At 35.7% G+C, this 23,096-nt stretch carries 4 protein-coding genes; all 4 read right to left on the minus strand.

Annotated features, from left to right (window positions below; genetic code table 11):
* Nucleotides 1–93: 93 nt before the first annotated feature.
* Nucleotides 94–4,206, minus strand: coding sequence for an Ig-like domain repeat protein (locus MRU_RS12290; RefSeq protein ID WP_012956850.1), 4,113 nt, complete (start codon nt 4,204–4,206; stop codon nt 94–96).
* A gap of 609 nt (nt 4,207–4,815) precedes the next feature.
* Entirely contained in the window at nt 4,816–8,310 is a 3,495-nt protein-coding gene (locus tag MRU_RS10315) for a right-handed parallel beta-helix repeat-containing protein (protein WP_012956851.1), read from the minus strand.
* 343 nt (nt 8,311–8,653) lie between these two features.
* On the minus strand, nt 8,654–13,708 hold the full coding sequence (locus MRU_RS10320; RefSeq protein ID WP_012956852.1) for a right-handed parallel beta-helix repeat-containing protein: 5,055 nt from the start codon (nt 13,706–13,708) through the stop codon (nt 8,654–8,656).
* Between the two features lie 362 nt (nt 13,709–14,070).
* Entirely contained in the window at nt 14,071–22,977 is an 8,907-nt protein-coding gene (locus MRU_RS10325) for a right-handed parallel beta-helix repeat-containing protein (protein ID WP_012956853.1), read from the minus strand.
* Between the last annotated feature and the right edge of the window lie 119 nt (nt 22,978–23,096).

The raw sequence follows: 23,096 nt of genomic DNA on the forward strand, positions 1-23,096 counted from the left end.
GAGAATTTTTAAAAAACAAAAAGATTTTGGCCTTTCGGCCAAAATACCTTATTATTTTAATTCATAATAGCCTTCAGACAATGCACTATTATTTTATTTTATAGTTATCTTTCCGCTTGCTGTGGAAGATGCGTACATATCATCTCCGGCATACTTTGCAGTGAAACTGTAAGTTCCCTTGCTTGAGAGGCTTACCTTGACGGTGGCTACTCCCTTAGCGTTTGTAGTTGCTGAGTAGGACTTACCGTTTACTGAGAAAGTAAGCTTCTTGCCGCTTATCGCATTGCCACTTGCATCCTTAAGTGTTGCGGAAATGGATTTTGTCTTAGCGCTTGCCTTATAGGTCTTTGAAGCAGTTGTAAGCTTAGTCTTTTGAGTGTTTACCTTGATTTTTGCAACAACAAAGCTTCCGTTGTAGTTATCATCACCAAGGAAGCAAACTGCAAAGGTGTAGGTTCCCTTGTATCCAAGGTTGATCTGCAATTTGGCTTGGCCCTTTTCATCGGTTGTTCTGTCATATACAGCACCGTTGAATCCGATTTGTATGAACTTATCTGCTAAAGGCTTGCCTGCATCATCAGTTAAGTTGACTACAAAGTATTTGCCCACTCTTCCCTCAATCTTAGCGTTTACAGCCATGGTTTCCATATCTTGGTATTGGATTTGGCTAACTTGCTTTTGAGCCAGGTTTCCACCTGATGGAACATTGATTGAATTGTTGTTGGCTACGCTTGTTACTTTAAACTCAAATGGATTGATTCCGCTTGATAAGGTATTGCTCTTGACGGAAATGTCGTTTGTTGGAGATAGGACTCCTCTTTCGCTGTCAAGCTCAAGGACCTTGATGGATTCTGGAACAGCTCCATCAACAGCGTTGAAGACATTGTTCTTGATTGAAATTTGTGCAGTGTCTATGGATAATGGGCTTGTTCCATTATCAGCAGTTGCAAGGGCAACAATGTTTCCATTGCCAAGATTGAATTCGACTCCAGTTATGCTTACATTATTTGGTCCTCCTTTGGATTTAGGAGTGATGACAAATATAGGATTGCTTCCGTCTCCAGAGATCTTTCCTCCGGTTATTGTGACATTCTTCTTGATTTGCACATTTACAACATTGTTATATTCTTGGTTTCCTAAATCAACAGTTGCACCATCCTTAGCATTATCTAAAGCGTTTTGAATATCTTTTGTGCCGTTTCCAGTATTAATTACATCGCTTACATTGAATTGGCATGCTCCAGCTCCTACTCTGTAGATTCCTCCATTTACATAAAGAACTACAAGGTCGTAGGTTCCTTTAGGATAAGCGCCAATTCCAAGTGAGGTGCTTTGGCCCTTGATAGATGTTGAATTTACAAGAGTGTTGTTTACATAAGCCAAAAGGCTTCCTACAGTTACTGTCTTATTGTCTTCATCCAATACAGTGAGGTTTAGCACAATAGGACTGTTTGACTGTGCAGTTATGTTTGTGGAGGTAACTATAGTGTCTTTTAGGACAGTTACAGTTCCATCAACAGTGTTTTCACTGCTCTTGTATGAAGCTATATTGTAAGAGTAATTGTTTGCGCTTAGGGAAATCTTATTGGATTTTAAAGTGCTCTTTGAAGAGTTGTATCCAAGCAATATGCCGATAGCATAGTAAGGGGATTTTACATTGATGGCGTTGGATTCGAATTGGTTGTTTGAGGAAACATAATCAGTGTGGTTTGAATTTCCTCCAACCACTCCAGCGCCATACATGAATGGATCATTACCATTTAATGTTATATTATTAGATTTAATGATGTTGTTATTGCTATTGTGGTGGATGAAGATTCCTCCAATAGCATTAGTTGATTCTATATAAGTAGCATAGCCTTTTTCTAATGCAGAGCTTACATCAACTTTGTTGTCTGTTACATTGTTGTTTGATGAGTATACCATGAATAAGCCATAGGTTCTGAATATTCCAGAGATTATGTGGTTTACTCCTTGTGCTCCATCTAAACAGCCATCAGCGCATCCGTCTGCACAGCCGTCAAGACAACCATCCAAGCAACCATCGAGACATCCGTCAAGGCAACCGTCTAAACAGCCATCGAGGCATCCATCAAGACAACCATCCAAGCAGGATTCATTTAGGAAAGTGTAATTTTGACCAGTTCCTATTGTCTTTAATGAATTTCCGCTTAATACTGTGTTGTTTGTATTGTATAATAAAACTGCAGAAGTTAAATAATCTCCTTTAGCTTCAAGATTATTGTTTATTAGCTTACAATCAGATGAATCAATGAGATATACTGCATATGCTGAGAATGCATCATAGATAGTTATGTTACAGTTTTTGATTGTTACATCCTTAGCTCCATTTACTTGAATACCCCATTCACGGTCGTTTTTAGCCTCATTTGGATTGTTGATTGTGATTCCATCAATGACAACGCCGTCGTCTAAAACAATTATGGTTGTGTCCTTGAAGACTGCATCAATACCTGTGATGTTTACCTTATTGTTTATGTAGATTTTGTCCTTGCTTTCTATTGGGCCAACGAAGATTAAGATGTCGTTTTCCTTGATTGTGCTCTTAAGGTATCCTGTGTTGTCGAAATAATTATAGAAGTTGGAATCTATAATGTAGTAGGTTCCGTTACCTTCTGTGCTAGGATCTGTTCCATTGGAAGCTTCCTTGATTATTCTGTTGTTTTCTACAGTTATGTTGGTAGAGTAAGCCTCTTCATAGCTGATTGGGTTTTCCTTTGTAGTGAATATTGTGTTTTCACTTACTGTAATGTCATGAGGAGCAAGAGATCTTGAGGTTTTTACAAGGGAAACAGCGGTTTCTGAGGCATTTATTATATTGCCTGAAATATCAATGTTGCTTACATTTCCTTTAGCTATGATTCCGTCATTTGTTAAGCCTAATAAGCTATTCTTATTGCAGACTACATTGTTTCCTTCAATCAAGACGCCGGTTCCTTCTATATTGGAGAGGACATTATTAGTTACATTAGTGTTTGCTGCCGCATGGATTGCTGCAGTGGAGTCTCCAATTTTGGAATCAGAGATTGAATTGTCTTTTACAATAGAGTTGGTAGTTACATATATAGTATAGTCTGCTCCATCGTCATTTGTACCTCCAGAGTACCAGGTTCCATGGATATTTGATAGATTATTGTTGACTACCTTATTTCCAGTTTGGGTAGCGCTTATGCCTCTGTACATATTATATACAGTGTTTTCAATGATTTCGTTATATGCACCCATAACTTGGATACCATAACAGAATGAAGATGGGAGAGGCTTGTTTCCATCCTTATCCTTTGCCCATTCAACTCCTCTTACGCTGTGAACTGTGTTGTTGTATATATAATTGTAGGTATTGGATCCTTGGGTGGAATCTCCCATGCTTCCTCCGCCAAGGTATCCGGTCAAGTAGATTCCATTTGAATCGTTTACAATAACATTGTTTGATGAGATATTGTTATAGTTTGAACCGCTTAATACCAAAGCAGAAGGATGTCCCCAGCCCTCCACAAAGCATGTGGTTTGGAATGTGTTAAATAGAACATCTGAATTGTTTACAGTATTGAGCAATAAGGCATAAGAGCCTGTTGCAGTTGAAAGTACTGTGTTATTTACAAAGGAGACCTTTGTAACATTGACAGCGCTTAATGCAGGAGTCTTTTCAACGCTTGTATTCATATTTAAATTGGACACCATAGAACCTTGAGCGCCACTTACAAGGTTTATGTTGGAGTTCAAGAGCTTTGCAGTGCCATCGCTACTTGTTATGGTAAGTGGAATGTTTATGACAAAAGCCTTTTTACTAAAGGTTCCGGAGAGATCTATAGTATCTCCACTTTTTAATTTGCCTGATAATATGTTTCCATCTTTATCAAAGTAAGTTAAGTAGTCTTTTTCAGTTATCTTATATGTAGATGCAAGACTGTTTGAGGAAAGTGTGTTCTTTGCATCTGTAGAGTTTTTATCTTCAATTGAACTATCCAGATTTGTTTCAATTGAATTGTCTGTATCAATTGAAGAATCTGTACTTGTATCAATTGAATTATCAATTGCATTTATTTGATTAATATTAGAATTATCTGCAGAATTAATGTCTGTTAAACTCATATCATCTATAGAATCCTCTGCACTAATAGCGCCTATGGATAAGATTAATAAGAGCAATAATCCTAATACTGCATAAGTCTTATTAGAATTCATATGTTTAAACACCTCAATAATTAAAAATAAATCAGTATAATGGTTTAGTTAGTTGTAAAACTTTAAATTATATATTAAATGGAAATTAAATATTATAAAATTTAATTCATTTTTAAAAATCAATATTGAAAAGGCTTATTTAAAGTCTTTTTAATTAAATCAAAACTTATATAATTTAAAATAACATTTATACATTTATATATCTAATTTTATTTTAATATAAATTTAACTAAATGGATTTTTTTAAATAAAATTAAAAGACAGAAATAGCTTTAATTAAAATTATAAAGTATAATTATCGTTTAAAAATAAAATACCTAACTAAAATAAAATAGTTTAATTAATAGCTTACTATGATTAACACAAAAAGAAAATATAAGATACAATTGGAAAAATAGCCAATAATAATTAAAATAAGAAAATGGTCAAAATAAGATATGATAAAAATATGAATATAGAATAAAAAACAAGAAATAACATATAAAAAGAAGAAATAAATAGTTTTAAACTATTTATATCTAAACAAGTATTAATTTTTGACTGGTATTTTCTAAAAAGAATTAAAAGAAGAATAATCAATTATTCATATCTTAAAGACGAATAAAAGAATTATTCCTCATTCTCATCATCGTTTTCATCATCCTCGTCCTTAGCATTCAAGAAGCTGAAACAGAACATTAAAACCAATAATAAAGCTGCTACAGGTACAGATAATCCACCTGCCATTGATTTGGAAGCGACCTCTTCTAACTCACTTACAATCAAGTCAGATTCGCCGTCACCAGTTTCACCGACATCTCCAGTGCCTTCACCTACTGAAGACATTGCAGTGGCAAGAAGGCCTAAATCAACTTGACCGAAGGCGCTTGAGCCTGATTCCTCTCCGCCATCATTATATCGGTTTGAGCTGCCATTAGTTGGGACTGTATTCCTCTCTCCTGAATTCTGATTGTTTGAGTTTGAGGAACTATTGGAATTTGGAACATATCTTGATCCTGTATTTCCATAGACCATGTTCTTTCCTGTCCTGTCATTTACAGCAGCATTTCCCCCGCCTTTTGTAGATGAAAGCTCATTGTTTCCAACTGTATTACCTGTTGAAGTCTCATCGAAGTCAACTGCAGCATCTCCATCGGTTTCTATAATATTATCTGAAATGTTGTTGCCGCTTGAAAATTTCTGGAGTGAGATTCCTGTATTGAATAAATCTACAGAATCTGGGTGCTCAGGTCCTTGAGCAGGTTCCTGAACCTTATTTCCATAGGTTTTGATTACATTATGAGTCACATTATTATTGCTTGAGGCATATAATGCAACGCTGCTGTAGCTTGCAGATGCATAAATCTCATTGCTTTTAATATCGTTATTATTTGATGCATAAAGCTCCATTGCATAGATTCCTGCATTTCCAGTGCTGTTTAAGACATTATTTGTGACCTTAGCCCCTTCAGATATTTCAAGGGTTATTCCATAGGTATAATTATTGGAATTCAATCTGAAATGATTGGAATCAACGATTGTGTCCTTTGAATTATGCCTTAGAATCATTCCCATAACAAAATAATCACCTTCAACTGTGATATTATTGTGTGAGAATATGTTTTCGCAAGCATAGGTCACTGATTTACTTGTGTCGTCTCCTGATGAACCGACTCCATAAAGGAAAGGATCATGTCCGTGAACATAAACATTGTTTTCGCTTATGTTATTGTAGTTTGAGGCATAATAGATGTATAAGCCTATGAGAATGTTAACTGAAGGATTATAAGGAACATGGAATCCTTCAAGGGTGGATGTCACCTCAATGTCATTGTGAATGAACTGGTTTCTAGAGGATGAATCCAGAATAACCCCATAGGTCTTTGATAGCTCTGAAATACTGTGAACGCCATCGATACAGATGGTTTCATAATAAGGGTAGAGCTCATCTGTTCCAATAGCCAATATCTTATTGTTTTCAAATAATGTGTCATAAGCCTCATATGTAAGAAGGCTGAAGACCAGATTGTCCCCTTGACAGGAAATGGTATTGTCTGAAACGTTATTGTCATAGGAATCGCATAGATAGATTCCATAGGATGTGTTCTTATCCAAAATGCTTATATTGTTTCCTACAATGCTTGCATTGTCTGCCTCAAAGACATAGACTCCCCAAAGGTTATATTCATCAATGCCGTTGTTGACGATTGTGAAATTGTGAACCCTGCAGTTTGGAGCGTTAATGAATACAGTGGTATTCTTTAGGAGAGCACCGTATCCAAAAAGATTAACTTCCTTATTTAAGGTTATCTTGCCCTTAGGAGAGAACTCTCCAACAAATATGAGACTGTCTCCATCCTTTACCTTATCGCTAAGCTTATTGGAAGAGTCGAAGTAAGTGTAAAAATTATCTTCGCTCACTTCATATACATTTCCTTCCCCATAATCTGGAACATATACAACTTCCATAGGATAGATGATGCCCTTTCCAAAGACCAGGTTTCCATAGCAGGTATAGGCCTTAGTGGAAGACTGTGAAATGTCTATTGCATAGTCATTTGAAGTATATATTGTATTGTTGCAGGTAGAAATGTTATAAGGTCTTTTGGCTCTTGATTGGTAATGTGAATAGATACCAATTCCTAGCCCAGAACCTTTAGATTCAGCTGATAAGTCTAGTGAATCAATTGAAGATATGGAATTGAGAATGTTATCATAAACAAGAGTGCTATTTGGCTCGCCGTATAGGCATATGCCTTTACCGTCAAGGAAGTCTACAGTATTATTATAGACCTTTGAATAGGATCCTCCTTCCTTATCACCTATTCTGATTCCCTCTCCGGAGCTGTTTATTTGAATGTAGTTTCCATAAACTTCAGAATTTGTACCTACAAGAATTCCTGCATTATACAATTTGGCATTATAGATGGAGTTGTTTGCTATAAGTGTGTTGTTTCCTCCATATATGCCAAAGTCACCGCCGGCACCATAGTTGTCATCCAATCCGTCAATGTCATAGAAATTATTGGAAACTATAGAGTTATATGGATAGCTTGAATGGACTCCCTGATAAAGGTGATAGAAGTCGTTTCCATATATCAGATTGTAGTTTCCAGTGATATAAACACCATAACACCAAAATGAAGGAGTTTCAGAGGTTGCCCTTATTGTATTGTTTGCAATGACATTATAGTTTGATATGGAAGCCCCATAACAGAGATAGACTCCATAGGAGTTTTCAACAGTTATGTCATTGTCAACGACAGTATTGTAATGGGCATCCCTTAGGCTAATTCCTGAATGCTGCCAACTGCTATTGTCGGAATTGTTTGTTTGATTGTCCTCATCGATATCCTTTGAGCTCATCGCTTCGCTGACAGGAACTATTGTCTTGATTGTATTGTTTGCAAGAATGCAGTTATATACAAAGCTATCCAAAGCGATAGGATATCCGTTATGACCTGTTGTGAATATATTATTGTTTAAGACCTTTATATTGCTTGAACCAATCACCCAAACGGCAGATATGTTAGCAAGGTCTGATTCAATGGTCAAGTTAGAGACAATTGCATCATATACATAGTTTTCGTTGGAAACTCCAGTGATTATGATTGGAGAGTTTCTTAGGAATGCATCGTTTTCTAAGCTTGTAATGGTCAAAGGTATTGAAAAGCGAAAATACTTTGAAGAAAAATTACCAGACAAATTAATAGTATCATTAGAGGACACTAATGAATTGTTTAGATAGCCGTTAGAATCAAAATAGAGTGAATAATTAGATTCTGTTATAGTATGAACCTTTTTAGAATTGTCTGATTTGATTTTACTATTAGAATCGTGATTTAGATTATCATCTGAACTAGAATCAGAATCTGTTTGAATATCTGTAGTGTCTGAAGATTTATTATCCAAGACAATATTAGAACTTGATTCACTAGCAATAGAATTGGAATTAGATTCAATAGCAACAGAATTAGAACTTAAATCAATATTAGAAACTGAACTAGAATTCAAGTCCAAATCAGCAGCTTTTGAAGAATCTTCAGCACTGACTGCACTTAATCCAATAATGAGAAAGACCAATATAATCAGCAGACTAAGACTAATTATTCTTTTATTTATCATCAACTCACCTCCCAGTAATTTCTTAAATTCATCATCTTAATACAATTACACTCATAGACAAAAGTTTTGATTTGAATTAAAATTAGAAGCCTAATTATGATTTTTCTATATAAAATTCTAATTTTAGTAAAAACTTATGTCATTGGAAGTATTTTAAAAAAAATAAACAATATAAAAATCTGTTTATAAACTCTAAAATACAGTTGAGTTATTGTTAATATATTTATTTTAATATTAATAAATATAACTAAAATAATTGATTAAATATAAAAAATAAAAATAGCAAAAATAAGTAAAAAAAGCAAAAGAATAGTTAAAAATTAACTATTCAATAAATAAAGGATTATTTTATAGTAAGTTTACCGCTTGCACTGGAAGATGAGTATGTATCATCTCCTGCATATTTTACAGTGAAGCTATAAGTTTTCTTGCTTGAAAGGCTGACCTTTACGCTAGCGACTCCCTTTGAATTGGTAGTTGCTGTGTATGATTTGCCATTCACTGTGAAAGTCAGCTTCTTTCCGCTTATAAGATTGCCGTTAACTGAGGACTTAAGTGTTGCAGTAAGAGTCTTGGTCTTTGCGCTTGCCTTATAAGTCTTTGATGAGCTAGTGATCTTTGTATTCTGTGTGCTTACCTTGATTTTTGCAACGACAAAGCTTCCATTGTAATTCTCATCCCCAAGATAGCTTATTGCAAATGTATAGGTTCCCTTGTATCCAAGGTTTATCTGCAATCTTACACCACCTGTTTCGTTTGTGGTTCTATTATAGACTGCACCGTTGAATCCTATCTGTACGAATTTGCCAGATAATGGATTTCCATCACTGTCAGTCAGATTAACCTCAAAGTATTTTCCTACCCTTCCATCAGCCTTTGCAACGGCAACGGTATCCATATCCTCATAATGAATTACGGATTTGACTTTGCTTTGAAGGTCTCCCCCTACTGGAACATTAACATCAGCAGCGTTAATGACGCTTTCCACAACAAAGTTAAATGGATTCATTCCAATTTCCAATGTGTTGTTTGAGACCTTGATATCATTTGTTGGAGCAAGTATGCATCTAGAAGAATCCAATTCAAGAACAGTGACTGATTCGGCTACAACACCATCATCTGACTTGATTACAGTATTATTTATTATATTAATTTCAGGGGTTTCTATAGCCAATCTGCTAGTTGAATTGACTGCTTTAGCTCTGATAAGTACATCTCCATTATTTGCCATGAATTCTATTCCGCTTATTGAAACTGAGGAAAGTCCTTCCTTAATATTGAAGACTGGCTTGCCGTCACCTGCAGTTCTGATGACTGTATTGTTTCCTACAATAGAAATATCCTTGCTTATATCAATGTTAGATACGTCAAGATATTCAAAGTTGCCTAAATCAACTACAGAACCACTAGTTGCATTATCTATAAGTTCCTGTAGATCTTTAACTGTTCTTTTAGTTATATTGTCTGTATTGTTGGTATCTGTACCATTAGTGCCATTAGTACCATTATTAGTGCCATTGTTGTCAGTTCCGTTAGTGTCTGTACCGTTAATATCTGTTCCATTAGTATTAGTGCCATTATCACCAGTGCCATTCTCTGGAGTATCATTTCCACTAGATGGGCCATCAATATGATATATTGTATTGTTAACAAATGAAACATAGGCTTCATAGTCTTTATTGTTTAAATACTCAGCTAAAACATTTGTGCTAACTGTATTGTCCTTTACAAGAACAGTATAATCCTTTCCAGAGTATTGGACTCCAAGAGCATAATTATCAACTCCTAATGCATCATGGGATGCAACTCCTTCAATGGATCCTCCAATTACAGACAGATTGTTACATAAAACAGACATATTGTAGGTCTTTCCAACGATTCCCATAACTGCCTTTTCAGAATCGGCAACGAGATTGTTGTTTTGGATTGTAGTGTCCAAGTCCATCATATTGGTCATTGGCTGACCTAATTCATTCAAGCTGCCGTCACAGCCATAATCAAGAATGGTTATTCCATAAACCATATATTTGCTTTTAAGATTCAAGTCATTTGATTCAATCATTATGTCATATGGGGATTTGACACCGGTCTTTCCTTCCCCTATGGCGCTGAATGCAGAGTCTGCAATCTGCATGCCGTAAACATATACATCATTGATTGATTCTATATTTATTTTATTGTCTAAAACAGCTGCATTTATAGGGTTGTCTAAGTAAATGCCCTCAGCCATGCCCATACTTGCAGTGCTGTTGATATTTATTGTATTGTTTTGAACGAATATATTCTGAGGGTTTGCTATGGCACCGTAGCCTCCCAAACTAACACCATATAAGTAAGGAGCAGAACCGTTTAGGAAAATATCGTTGTCTCTTACAGCCAATGAATCAACATAGCCCTTTGCATTGATTCCATAAACGCTAAAGTATAGGTTTCCAGGACTGGCTTCTGTATTTATTATGATCTTATTGTTTTCAACAGTTAGATCATAAGCAATTTCGTTTATGACTATAGCATCCTTATTATAATTATTAAAGGTCAGATTGGATATCTTTACATCACCGACCTCATCTGTGCCGTCACCTAATTGAATTGTACCGTTGTTTATTGTTCCAGAGCCTTCCTTTCCTATGATGTTTATATTAAATCCTGATGGAATTATTATGTCCTTGTTGTTTAATGAGTCGATAATTAGAGTATAATTGCCATCAACATCTAAATCAATTGGATAGCCGTTATCAAAGTAATCAGAGTAATTGTCATCATTTATGATTATTTTAATTTGATCTGTATCTGTTCCATTATTTTCAGTGCCGTTAGTATCTGTTCCGTTTGTATCAGTACCATTATTGTCTGTACCATTAGTATCAGTTCCATTAGTGCCTGTTCCGTTTGTATCAGTACCGTTATTGTCTGTACCATTATTATCTGTACCATTATCAATAATTTGCTTTTCATTTACAGTAAGAACAACAATATCAGAAACAGATGGCTCATATCCATTTCCACCAGCATAACTTGCGCTAATGTTAAAAGTGCCGGCAGTAGAAGGAACATAAGCATAATCAGAGCCAATAACTACAGAATCTAACTTCTCACCATCAATAAGAATATCAACAAGACCCTCTAAAAGAGTTCCATTGCAGCGAACAAAAGGACTTATAAGAACTGTATCATTAACCTCAACAGTGTTAGGGCTGATAAGGATTGAAGAGACTGTAAGATTAGTTGGATCATCCGGATCCTCAATTGAGCTGGACTCATTTACAGTAAGGATGAGCATATCAGAAACAGATGCACCATAACCATTTCCGCCAGAAAAGCTAGCGCTGATGTAGAAACTGCCTGAACTATTAGGAACATAACTATAATCAGAGCCTATCTCTACAGTATCTAACTTTTCACCATCTAAAAGAATATCAACAAAACCTTCTAAAAGAGTTCCATTGTAGCGAACAAAAGGACTAATGACAACAGTATCATTAAGCTCAACAGTGCTTGGGCTTATTATTATGGAAGTGGTAGTTTCCTTAGGAGTCACAGTCAGAATCAAAACAGCAGATTCAGATGGCTTATACTCTTCATTACCTGTGAAATTAGCGTTTATGCTAAAACTTCCTGCTTCAGTTGGAGTGAAAGTGTAATTAGATCCTATAGGAACAGTTGCAATCTTTTGGCTATTGACTATTATATCGACAAGGCCTTCAAGTGAAAGACCATAGGCGCTGACAGTTGGCATAATTAGAACAGATTCATTGAAATCTATTTTAGTTGAATTTATAGAAACCTTAGTTTCGCTAGAGCTAGGAACGTCAATACTAATATCTGATATGGAAGAACCATTGAGAGTATTGTCCTTTGCTGTCAGCTTGCCAATATACCCTTCAAGATAATAGATAGGAGAGACATCTGTATAGAAATCATTATTTTCTATATTGATTCTGGACGGATATTTGTCCTTTGAGCTTCTCAATAAAGTGATTGAACTGTCTGTTGAATTAATGAAGTTATCTGAAATATTAGTATTACCATATTGGCCTTTAACTCTTATTCCATTATCTGAAACATTATCAATGCGATTATGGCTAAATTCTATGAAGTTTTTAGACAAATCAGCCCCTGTACCATTGATGTTTGTTATGTTATTATACCTTACAGTTGTATTTGAACCTACAGAAATGGCCACTCCAGAGTTTTTATTAAAATGGGAATTATATATTGTATTGTTTTCAACTATGGAATTTGGTCCTACATTTATTCCATAGTCTCCGCCGTCATCCTTTGTATTTCCGCTATAATAATTTCCCTTAATATCATAAACCACATTTCCGGCAACGACACTATTTGATCCGGAAGCACTTATGCCCCTATACGCATTGTAGACCGTATTGTTCAATAATTTATTACCGCTTCCCATCACTTGTATCGCATAGCAGAAAGAGGATGGGAGAGGAGTGGTTCCATTTTCATCAACTGCCCATTCAACTCCTCGGACACTGTGAACGGTATTGTTAAAGATATAATTATTTTCATTGATTAAGTTCGCGCTAATTGTGTCTCCAACATATGTAGTGAAATAGATTCCGTTGGAATCGTTGACTATCACATTGTTTGAGGAGATATTTAAGTTATTTGCTCCAGCCAAGACAAAGGCAGAAGGATGTCCCCATCCTACAACAAATGCTGTAGTCTGAAGGGTGTTGTGATATGCAGAGGAATAGCTTACATTGCTAAAGCAAAGAGCATAGGATTTTGAAGCGCAGGAAAATAGATTGTTGTTGAATACATTCATATTGCTGACAGAATCCAAATAGATAAGCGGACTTTGTAAGCGAGAAGAGTTAATGTTTAAATTGGATATGTTAGAGCCGTCAGAGCCCTTATTGAACTTGAAGCTGCAATCAATGAATTGAGCACCGTCACTGCTTGTAACAGTCAATGGAATATCTATTTTAAAGTCCTTATTGTTGAATGAACCTGAAAAATCTAATGTATCTCCAGGGTTTACATTAGATAGGATGTTTCCACTTTTATTAAAGTAGTTAGAGTAGTTAGATTCTGTTATTTTATAAACAGAACTCAATTTAGAAGACTTTAGATTATTCTTTTCAACTGAAATATCTTCATTGTAATCAACAGTTTCTTCTTTTATATCATTTGTTGCATTAACAGATTCTTTAGAATTAGATTTATAATCAATTTCCAAATTATTTCCGCTTTCAATATAGTTTGTATTCGTATTAACTGTTAAATCCTCATTTGAGTCAAAACTATCAATTTCCAAGTTTTCATTATCGGCAGGACTTGAACTAAGATCACTTGAAGCTGCGCTTGAAGAGCCGATAATAAATAAAATCAATAGCAATAAAGCAAATAGAGGGATTGCTTTTTTAAAATCCATACTTTTCCTCCGTATAAAAATAATAAATAAATAAAGTTATAAATTGATTAAATTTGATTAAAAAAATGATTTATATAAATAAATTTAATTAATAAAATATTTAAAATTAATAAAATATTTAAAGTAATATAAGTAATTAAACTAATGAAACAATTAAAATTAAAGAATTAAATTATTTTAACTTAAAATAAAATCTCATCTAACTAATTTTACAAAAAGAATATAAAATTCTATTTTAAGTTAAAATAATCCATAAACTCATTTTTTAACAATGAAAACGAAATTTACTGAATAAAACTGTTTAAATAAAAAAATAATTAAAAAGAATAGTTTATAAAAAACTAATTCTTCTTTTAAAACATCTATTTTATAGTTACCTTACCTGTAACACTTGATTTGGTGTACATATCGTCTCCAGCGAATTTAGCTGTGAAACTGTATGTCTTCTTGGTTGAAAGGCTTACTTTAACAGTTGCTACACCTTTAGCGTTTGTAGTTGCTGAGTAGGATTTGCCGTTTACTGTGAAAGTTACTTTCTTGCCGTTAATTGGTTTGTTGTACACGCTTGACTTGAGTGTTGCAGTTAATGTTTTTGTCTTAGCACTTGCCTTATAGGTCTTAGCAGCAGTAGTAAGCTTGGTGTTTTGTGTGCTTACCTTGATCTTAGATACAACAAAGCTACCGTTGTAGTAGTCATCTCCAAGGTAGGAGATAGCAAAGGTGTAAGTTCCTTTGTATCCGAGGTTTATTTGAAGTTTTACTCCACCGGTCTCGTTTGTTGTTCTGTTATATACTACACCGTTGAAACCTATTTGGACAAATTTATTTGCTAATGGATTGCCGTTTGTATCGGTTAAGTTGACTTCGAAGTATTTGCCCACTCTTCCTTCAATCTTAGAGTTAACAGCAGTTGTTTCCATGTCTTGATAGTGGATTACAGAAGCCTGTTTAGCTGGAATGTTTCCGCCTTTTTCAACAACTACGTTTCCGCTATCGTCAGCGACACCAGTAACTTTGAATTCGAATGGATCGACACCTGTAGCAATTGTGTTTCCTTCCACTGCAATTTCGCTGGTAGGAGCAAGAACTCCTCTTTCGCTGTCAAGTTCTAATACGGTTACAGACTCAGGAACGACATCGTCATTTGCCATGTCTATGGTATTGTTCTTGATGCTGATTGCAGGAGTGTCAATGGAAGTAGGAGTGGTTCCATTATCAGCAGTTGCCTTAGCAATTACAGTTGCATCATTTACAAGGAATTCCATGCCATTGATGTTTACTTCATCAGGACCGTTTTCGGATTTAGCAGGAATAACAAAGATTGCTTCTCCAGCTTTACCTACAATGGTACCGTTGGTAATGGTTAAGTTCTTGTCGATTACAACATTGCTGATATCGGCATAGAGTACGCCATCTAAGTCAACAGTGGAGCCAGCAGGAGCTGCATCAATGATTGCTTGAAGCTCTGCAGAGCTGTTACCGCTGTGGGTAGTGTTGACTGCTTTGCCGTTTTCGGTCATGGTGTTGTTTTCTACTACAAGGTTAGTGTTCTTGTTGTCTTTATCTAAGATAGCTGCATTAGCAGTTCCTAAATTATCAGCGGAAGTGACTGAACTGTAATCTCCACCGATAATGTCAATTGTATTGTCTTTGACAATTGCAGCGTCTTGGTTGGATAATCCTACACCGATAGCGCTCATACCTAAAACTTCAACATCATTGGATTCGATTAAGACATCTTCTCCAGAGGTTGTAGCGGTAATTCCGTATCCAGTGGTTCCAGCAAGGACTGCAACATCGTTGTCAGTGATTTTAGCATGGGACAATTGATCGGTAGCAATACCATAAGCAGCTGCTTCAGATGAAGCTTCCACATCATTATTATCAATTGTTACATTCTTAGAGTCACTTACATAGACTGCTTCAGCCATGCGGGCTCCGCCATTTACGGAAACGTTGTTGTTTTCAATCTTTAGGTTAGAGTTAGTGGTATTAGCTCCCCATGTAGTGAATGCGTCAATGCCATAGAGATAGTTTGCAGAACCGTTTACTTCAATGTTGTTGCCTGTGATTGTAGTATTGTCAGTGCCTGCTGCACCGCTTTCAACTGCAATAGCTGCAACAGAGGAACCATATTTGGATCCTGCCTTGTTAACAAAGTCTGGAACTATTATGTTGTTGTTGGAAATGGTTACATCGCTTGCGCCAACTACATTAATAATGTTCTTAGAGCCAGTGTTTTCATCTCCAGTATATTCAATGTCCAAACCATTGATTGTAGTACCATCAGCACCTTCCACAACTTTAATGGTGGAATCGGTTAATTTGCTGTTATCTGCAGGTAGGATTGCTACAGGAATGTCAAATACCATATCTTTGCCGGTTAATACACCCATATAGACTACGTCTCCAGAGCCTATAGGAGCATCCTCTTTAATTTGTCCGTTTTCATCGAAGTATTTGTCATAGCTGTTGTCTTCAATGATTATAGGAGCAACTTCTTCAATTGTGTTGTTTCCAATTGTAGTTTTAGTTCCCTTATCTAAGATAGCTGCATTTCCAGTTCCTAAACTGTCTGCTGAAGTGATTGCAGTGTAGTCTTGACCTAAAATGCTGATTTCGTTTTTATCGATATTTACATTATCGCTGTTTGAGCCAACTCCGATAGCGCCGACACCAACTGCGGAAATGTTATTTCCTGTTAGGTTTACAGTGTCACTGTAAGTGCTGGTAACACCATAAGCTTGAGTTCCAGCTAAAACAACAATGTCATTGTCTTCAATTATGGAATTGGATAAAGTATCAGTTCCGATTCCGTATGCAGCTGCTTCGCCAACTGAATTAATTATGTTGTTTGAAATTTCTGCAAACTCTATTCCGCTTGCATAGATTCCTTCAGACATTCTGGAAGCACTTTGAATGCTGATTTCATTATCAGCAATAGCTATGTAACTGTTTTTGTTAGGAGCTTGCCAGGTTTGGAATACGTCAATACCGTAAAGGTATCTTGCAGAACCTGTAATGTCAATTATGTTGTTTGAAATGTCTACATAACTGCATCCGTCTTGACCGCTTTCAACTTCAATAGCGTATAAGCTGGAACCGTATTTAGCGCCAGTCTTATCTACGAAATTAGGTACGGTAATATTGTTGTAGCTGATTTCAACATCACTTGCGCCAAGGACATAGATGATTCCTACAGAACCTGTGTTCTCATCACCAGTGAATTCCATATCTAAGCAGGTAATGGTAGATCCGCTTGCATCATCTAAGACAGTGATTGTAGTGTTGACCAATTTATTTCCAGGAGCACCTTTAACGGTTAAAGGCATATCAAGAACTATGTTCTTATTGCTTAATTTTTCAAAGAAGACTAAATCGCCATCATTAAATCCTGAATCATTTCTTATGTAACCATCTTCATTGAAGTAATTGTCATAATTGCCGTCGTTAATGGTTACTGGAATGTTTTCAGTCACATTATTGTAGGAGATAGTTCCTTTGTTGTCTTTATCCAATATAGCTGCGTTTGCAGTTCCTAAGCTGTCTGATGAAGTGATTGAAGTGTAGTCTCCACCAGTGATTGCAATAAGATTGTCAGCAACAGTTACACCTTCAGAGCCCATGAATCCTATACCGACAGCACCTATACCTTCAGCATTGACAGTGTTGTTTACAATATCCACATTTGTGCTATAGGTGTTGGTAATTCCGTATGCTTGAGTTGCTGCAGCTGCTCTAACGACATTGTCAGCAATTGTGGAATTGGCTAAACTGTCAGTTCCGATTCCGTATGCAGCAGCATCGCTTTCAGAGATAATAGTGTTGTTTGCAATAATTGCATTATCAATTCCGCTTGCATAAATTCCTTCAGACATTCTGCTTGCAGGGTCGATCATGATAAAGTTATTTGTAATTGCAATGTCGCTGTTTCTCATAGGAGCTTGCCAGGTTTGGAATACGTCAATACCGTAAAGGTATCTTGCAGAACCTGTAATGTCAATTATGTTGTTTGAAATGTCTATGAAACTGCATCCGTTTTCACCGCTTTCAACTTCAATAGCGTATAAGCTGGAACCATATTTAGCTCCTGCCTTATCTACAAAGTCAATTACGGTAATTGTGTTTTGGCTGATTTCAATATCGCTTGCGCCTAAGACATAGATAAGTCCTACAGAGCCTGTAGTGTTGTCGCCAGTGAATTCCATATTTAATCTGCTTAAAGTGGAACCGCTTGCGCCAGCAGTAAGAGCGATTGTAGTGTTTACTAATTTATTGTTGTTAGCACCTTTAATGATTAAGTAATTATCGATATTGAATTTCTTATTGCTTAATTCACCGAAGAAGATTAAATCTCCATCTGCAATGCCGGAATTATTTTTAAGACTGCCGTTTTCATCGAAGTAAGTAGCATAGTTGCCGTCATTGATTGTTATTGGACAATTTTCAGTGATTGTGTTGTTTTCAATTGTTGCTTCTCCAGTTGTATCTAGGATAGCTGCATTATCAGTTCCTAAAGTGTCTGCTGAAGTGATTGTAGTGTAATCATTACCGTTGATTGTGATTTGGTTTTTAGCAATGGTTACATCTTCACTGTTTGTTCCAATACCGATTGCACCTTCACCAGTGGAGCTGATGACGTTTGCTGTGATTTCCACACCATCGCTGTAGGTGTTGGTAATTCCATAAGCTTGGGTTCCTGCATTTACTTCCATTCCGTTATCTGAGATAATGGAGTCTGTTAAGGTGTCAGTTCCGATACCGTATGCAGCAGCTTGACCTACTGAAGTGATTGTGTTGTTTAAGATTTCTAATTCGTCAACACCACTTGCATAAATTCCTTCAGACATTCTGGAAGCACCTACAACACTTATGAAGTTATCACAAATAGCCACATAGCTGTTTTTGTTTTCGCTGCCCCAGGTTTGGAATACGTCAATACCGTAAAGGTATCTTGCAGAACCTATAATGTCAATTACGTTGTCTGAAATGTCTATATAACTGCATCCGTCTGCACCGCTTTCAACTTCAATAGCGTATAAGCTGGAACCGTATTTAGCGCCAGTCTTATCTACAAAGGCAGGGACAATAATGACATTATCAGTAATTTCAACATCGCTTGCACCAAGGACATAGATAATTCCTACAGATCCGGTGTTTTCATCACCAGTGAATTCCATATTTAATTTGGTGACGGTTGAACCGCTTGCATCAGCTAAAAGGGTAATTGTAGTGTTGACCAATGCGTTGAGTGGAACACCTTTAATGGTTAAAGGAATGTCTATAGTTAATGCCTTATTGGTTAATTCGTCTAAGAAGATTAAATCGCCACCTGCAATGCCGGAATCATTTTTAATCTTGCCGCTTTCATCGAAGTAAGTAGCATAGTTGTCATCGCTAATGGTTATAGGGAAATATTCATAAATGGTATTGTTTTCTATGAGTGCTTCTCCAGTCTCATCTAGGATAGCTGCATTTGCAGTTCCTAAACTGTCGTAAGTTTGAATGCTGGTGAAGTCATCACCATAGGCACAAATGGTATTGAATGTAACGGATACATCAGTACTATCTTGAACGCCAACGCCAATAGCACCTGTACCTTCAACATCAATGCTGTTATTGAAGACATCAACATCATTAGATTTAGTAGTGATAGCTATTCCAAATGCCATTTGATTTGATCCTACACCCATTTGATTTTCTTCAATTATTAATTCGCTTACATTAGCTGCAGCAATTCCATAAGCATCACAACCAGTATTTTCGCCGAAAGAAGCGGAAACAATTGTGTTTTTATATACATATACATCTTCAAGACCAGATAAGAAAATCGCTTCTTCCATTCCAGTTCCACTTAAGATGATGGTATTCTCTAGAATCTCAACACCGGAAGCACCTTCGCCTGGAACCCAACCTTGATCATAGTTTTGTACGTTAATACCATAGGTGTAAGCATTGCCACCAGTCATGTTAATGAAATTATCCTCAATAGTGATGTCTTCAGAGCCGTTTACTGCTCCGTAAACTCCAATAGCAACGGCAGTGACATAATCAGGAATATCTGTAACAGTAATATTGTTAGATCTGATTAAAACATCGCTAACACCATCATTTACAGAAATGATAGCAAATCCGCTGTCTTTAGCAGTGTAATCAAAGACTAAACCTGAAATCAATGTACCGTCTGCACCTTCAACAAGAGCAATGGTAGTGTTTACTAATTTAGTGTCTTTACAATCAGAAATAAGTAAAGGAGCATTAATAAACAAGTCTTTATTGGTTAAATTACCAAACAATACAACTGTGCCAGTAGCAATTACGTCATCTTTTAAGTATCCGTTTTCATTGAAGTAATTAGCATAATTGCTATCATCAATAACTATAGGAACTGCAATCATATCAAGACTTGCAGTATTGTTATCCATATAGGTATCATCTTCATAACAATCCACATAAGCTGTAGATAAGAGATATCCTCCATCGATTACTTGAGCTACAATATTGTATACTTTTTCTTGACCGACAGCTAAATCTGAAACATTTAAGAGTTCAAATTCAGCATCATATTCTTCAGGAGCAGTTACAAGTAAAAGAATATCACTGAGCTCAAAGGAAACATATACATCAGAAGCAGCATTTGGACCGTTGTTTACTACAGTGATTGTGTAATTGATTAGGTCTCCTATTTCAAGAGCGTCTTTATCAGCTTCTAAGACAATTCCTAAGTCTAATGGGATGAAATTATTAAAGAATACATATTCGTCTAATACAGTTTCATCGTTTATATATTCAGCAGATACATTTGTAAAGATATTGTTCTCAAACACATCGGCATAGTAGTTACCGTCTTCTGAATCGCCATTATATTTAATGCCGACAGCATAGGTTCCTACACCTAAGTCATCATAGGAAAATACATCTGAAGCATCTCCGCCAGTGACATATAAATCATTATTATTCATGGTAATATTGTAAACCTTACCTGCAAGGCCGATAACACCTTTGGTGGAATCAGCATAGATTGTATTTTCACTGACATTTAAGAATAACTCAAATTGACAAAGTGCTAAATCTCCAGATCCGTTTACTAAAGCACCTTCACTAAGTACGGTAATACCATAAATCATATATTCGCTGCTTATGTTTAAGGTATTGCCTTTGATAGTCACTAATTCAGGTGAGGTTAATTCACCTCTATAACTAGCATATTCATATGCGGCAGGAAGTGTGTCTGCAACTTGAATACCATAAGCAAAAGTATTTCCTACAGTTTCTATGGTAATATTGTTTTCTTCAATAGTTGCATCTGAAGGACAATCTAAGTAAATAGCCTCAGCCATACTTGATCCTTCTGAAAGACTCATTTCAATAGTGTTATTATAAATTGTAATATCTTCAGGGTTAAACTCAGCTGCATATGCACTTAAAGAAATACCATAGGAATAAGGTGCATCCCCTGTAATATAGATAGAATTGTCTGTAATATTTAATCCAGTGACATATCCATTAGCAGATATTGCGTAAAGACTGAAATAAGGATTAGTTGATTCGGCAGCCTTACCTACAAGAACAATAGCATTGTCTACAATTACAATTTCATTTGATTCATCTCCAATATAAAATGCATCCTTATTGACATTTACAAAGACCAAGTCAGAAACATAGACATCTGAAACACCATCAAGGACAATGGTACCATTATTGATGTAACCTTCATCAAGACCAAGAATGACAATTTCAGAACCTGAATCGAGTACAATGTCTTTGTTGTTTAAAGGACCGATCATTAAAGTGTAATCTTCCATGTCCTCTAATACATCACTGGTTCCATCATCGTTGAAGAAGATGGAATAAGTTTCATCATCAATTACGAAAGTCTTTAAGTCTTCATTGTTTTCGAAAATTACTCTTTCATAATCATTATTGAATGCATATTCCTTAGTGACATTTGTGAAAACATCATTGTCTTTAACAACAACATAGTAAGTATCTTCAGCATAATTGCCATCATAATCAATATATAATGCATAAGTACCGTTGCCTAAAAGGTCACCAGTATACAAACCTTCAGCAGAACCTCCTATAGCAATAACAGTGTTATCTATTACAGTAAGGTTATATATTTGACCTGCAATGCCCATAACACCTTTTTTAGAGTTGGCATAAACATTATTGTTAGAAACGGTTATGTTTAAAGGCAAAGCATAAGATTCCATCTCTATACCATCCCAACCATAATTTATTGTAGTGATACCATAAATCATAAAGTCACTGTTTAAAATAAATGTATTGCCATCGATGAGTACATTATTAGGAGAAGATAAATCACCATCATAATTTGGATCCATATAACTTGCCCACATTGCAGAATCGGCTACTTGAATACCATAAGCTGGAGCATTAACTGATTCTGCTGTAACAAAGTTATTTACAACTGTTACATCCCAAACATCAGATAAATACATAGGCTCAGCCATTGCTCCGGAAGTAGATACATCAATAGTATTGCCAGATATTAAAATATCTTGAGGGTTTGAAAGAGCGTAAGCCCCATCAGAATATGCTCCTACTTCAATACCATATGAAAGCGCATCTCCTTCAACAGACATGGTGTTATTTTCAATATATAATCCTGAAATAAACCCATTGGCACTTACACCATAAACACTGAAATTAGGATCAGATGATAAAGAGCTAATTCCTATAATATTCATATTGTTATCATAGATACTGACATCAGTAGTATAATCTAAAACTTGAATAGCGTCTTTATTGGTATTGGTAAAAGTCAATCCAGATACAATTATGCTACCAGGGAATTCATCACCACCAAGAATGATGGTACCATTGTTAATGAATCCTTCACCATCCTTTGCAGTAATATTAATATCAGAACCAGATATTATCTGAATGTCTTTATTAGTAAGGGTTCCTATATTTAAGGTATAGCCACCCATTTCACTTAATTCATCAGTTGCAGTACCATCGTCTTTGAAGTATGTGGAATAAGAAGTGTCGTTGATTTCATAGCTCACACTCTCCCCATCTTCAAGGGCAACAGCACTCAGACTGTTTTTAACATCATTATCCGTAGTGTCTACGGAAACATCATCTATAGAATCGTCTACAGATACTGTGCCTGCTGTATCATCTACAGCAGCTACAGCAGCTACATCAGTATCAGAGACTGATTCTGCACTTACAGCCCCAATAGCAAGTATTGCTACAAGCAATACCGCTAAAATGACTGAAAACTTTTTAAGCTTCATAATTATAAACCTCGTTTTTAATCCAAGACTATTTTATAATCTTAAAAATCTAAATACTATAATTCAAATTTAATTTTATTGATACTCTCGATAAAAATAATTTTGAATTATATATAATT

The organism is Methanobrevibacter ruminantium M1, assembly GCF_000024185.1.
GTDB classification, from domain to species: domain Archaea; phylum Methanobacteriota; class Methanobacteria; order Methanobacteriales; family Methanobacteriaceae; genus Methanobrevibacter; species Methanobrevibacter ruminantium.

Bases quoted from the DNA above. Each gene is read 5' to 3' on its own strand.
- MRU_RS12290 (WP_012956850.1), bottom strand. From the start codon at position 4,206: ATGAATTCTAATAAGACTTATGCAGTATTAGGATTATTGCTCTTATTA.
- MRU_RS10315 (WP_012956851.1), bottom strand. From the start codon at position 8,310: ATGATAAATAAAAGAATAATTAGTCTTAGTCTGCTGATTATATTGGTC.
- MRU_RS10320 (WP_012956852.1), bottom strand. From the start codon at position 13,708: ATGGATTTTAAAAAAGCAATCCCTCTATTTGCTTTATTGCTATTGATT.
- MRU_RS10325 (WP_012956853.1), bottom strand. From the start codon at position 22,977: ATGAAGCTTAAAAAGTTTTCAGTCATTTTAGCGGTATTGCTTGTAGCA.